Consider the following 2,149-nt stretch of genomic DNA (forward strand, 5'->3'; position numbering starts at 1 on the left):
AGGTCAAGCAGTTCGCGCAGCCGATCCGGCGTACGGTTCCAGACCACAAGATCATGGCCCGCATCCAGCAGCCGCCGGGCCATTGCCTGGCCCATGCGTCCAAGACCTATGAAAACTACCTTCACAATAAAGCTCCGTATTCATCACGCCCGCGCATCAATGCGAGCCGTAAATGCCGACCACCGCGCAACACAGCGCCCAGAAGACCGGCCATTCGCTTCCGCCTATATGCCAGAGCCATTTGCGCGATACATTGATGGGATGCACCAGAACCCAAACCGCTCGAAAGGTCTGGCAATTCATGCAGGGTAGCTCGCTTTCACGCTCTCCAAATCCTGCGAGGACATCATCGACCACTGCTGTCATGCGAGGATCAAGCTCATCGACCAGTCCTTGCGCGTGATGTCCATGAAAGTAGGCCGGGGGCACACGCCTTCTGATCAATGCACCGTGATATCAGGCGGGATGACCCGAGGCTGTCTCGTGCAAACCTGGCACAAATCCAGCCGCCAGCCGCCAGCAAATGCCGGCGGCCGCTTTATGGCGCGGCCTAACGTTCGACCAGCGCCAACACGCGCAAGGGGCTGCCCGAACCGTCCTTGATCTTGAGCGGTGGGGTGATCAGCATTGAGCCAGTGGGAGGCAGGAGATGCAGGTTTGCAAGGCTCGACAGGCCAAATTTATTGCTTCCATGCATGTAATGGTGGCAAGGATTCGGCTGGGAAAAGGTGGCGCCCTGACCGGCATCCGTTCCTACAGGTTCGGTACCGATGCCGATAACGTCGCGCTCATGGGCCAGGAATTTGGCAACATCGGGATGGTTGCCCGGCCAGTGACCGCCATCCTCGCGCATGTTGAGAAACCGATCGGTATAATTGCGGGATGACCATCCCGTGCGGATGAGGGCCCAAGAACCGGCGGGAATACGGCCATGTTCGGCTTCCCACTTCTCAATGTCGTCCATGGTGGTTACAAATTCTTCATCCTCCCCCGCGCGATTGGAAACGTCGATCACGCAGGCGGGAGCGATGAACTTCCTGACGGGAATGGTGTCCGTCGCACCATCTTCGTAATGCCGGCCAGAAATCCAGTGCGCAGGCGCGTCGAAGTGCGTCCCGGTATGTTCGCCGCAGTGAATATTGTTCCAGTACCAGTCCGGCCCGCGCTCGTCGAAGCGGGAGATTTCTTCCAGTCGGAAAACCTGTATTTGCTGAGCGAATTGGTCAGGCAGTTTGAAGATCGGCGTACGTTCCTCAAGGGTATGGGTGAGGTCGATTATCTCCACCGATCCATTCGAGAGAGCCGTAGCCAATTGGTTCAGGAGTGACATGATATTCTCCTCTGGTTTTCGGTAGAATTTTGCAAGTTTTCTCAAATTGGCCTTGAGGTCGTCAAGAGACCCGATTTGGAGACACTGCGGGAACGCCCGCCATGGCGATGACCGGATCATCGATGGCCTCGGGAATGCGGCCAATCCCGCTACCTGTCGGCTTCAGAACCGTCGTGCGCAGCAGCGGATAAAGCGTGATAGAGATGATGAGGGTCGTTATCGCCTCAATCGGCATGACGCGTGCGAGAACATAGTGGGCGGCGAACGCAGAGACCAGCAGTGTAACGCCCCCTGCCCAATTCATATTCTCCGCCTCAGCCGGGATAGTCTTCGACTCTTTGCGGAGCAGCGTCTTCACAATATAATAGTCCGCGACGATAATCCCTGCGAAGGCCGTCACCAGCACCCCCAATATAGTGACCCAGGAATTGATCAATTCCAGGATACTCCCGTAGAGCATCAGGAGCCCGAGGACGTTTGCGAGGATGACAAAGGTCAACCGGCTCATTCGCAAATTAAGTGCGTCGAACAGGTTGGATAGAGAAAGCGAGGCGGCGTAGTTGTTCAGAACCTGGGTCTTGCCCTGTGCGAGAACCAGCAGCCAGGCACCCATTGCGCCGCCTAGAACCACGAAGGCGGCCACAATGCTGTCCGGGCTCTCGAGCGACGCCCTTTGTGCGGCCTCATGGCTCATTCCGGCAGTCTGCGTATAGAAATCAACAAGCGCGGGGCCGCCGGCATACATAATGATGCCGCCAAGCCAGAGCATTCCGACATCCAACGACAGGAGGCCGATCAGCGTCGAAATCCCCACGTCTC

The 2,149-nt window shown here is 57.2% G+C and carries 4 protein-coding genes; all 4 read right to left on the reverse strand.

Annotation, left to right across the window (positions count from 1 at the left end; all coding sequences use genetic code 11):
- Positions 1 to 125 (reverse strand): NAD(P)-binding domain-containing protein (locus tag AC1DPF_RS18910; protein WP_363828282.1); only part of this gene is annotated, 125 nt, incomplete at its 3' end.
- 31 nt (positions 126 to 156) lie between these two features.
- Positions 157 to 366 (reverse strand): hypothetical protein, encoded by a 210-nt coding sequence (locus tag AC1DPF_RS18915; protein WP_477873407.1) that lies wholly within the window; start codon positions 364 to 366, stop codon positions 157 to 159.
- Between the two features lie 184 nt (positions 367 to 550).
- Positions 551 to 1,330: a cyclase family protein gene (locus AC1DPF_RS18920; protein ID WP_477873405.1), complete on the reverse strand. Its 780-nt coding sequence runs from the start codon at positions 1,328 to 1,330 to the stop codon at positions 551 to 553.
- A 61-nt stretch (positions 1,331 to 1,391) separates the two neighbouring features.
- On the reverse strand, positions 1,392 to 2,149 hold a 758-nt coding region (locus tag AC1DPF_RS18925), incomplete at its 5' end, for a cytosine permease (protein ID WP_477962937.1).

It is taken from the genome of Rhizorhabdus sp. P4_G6, assembly GCF_056401045.1.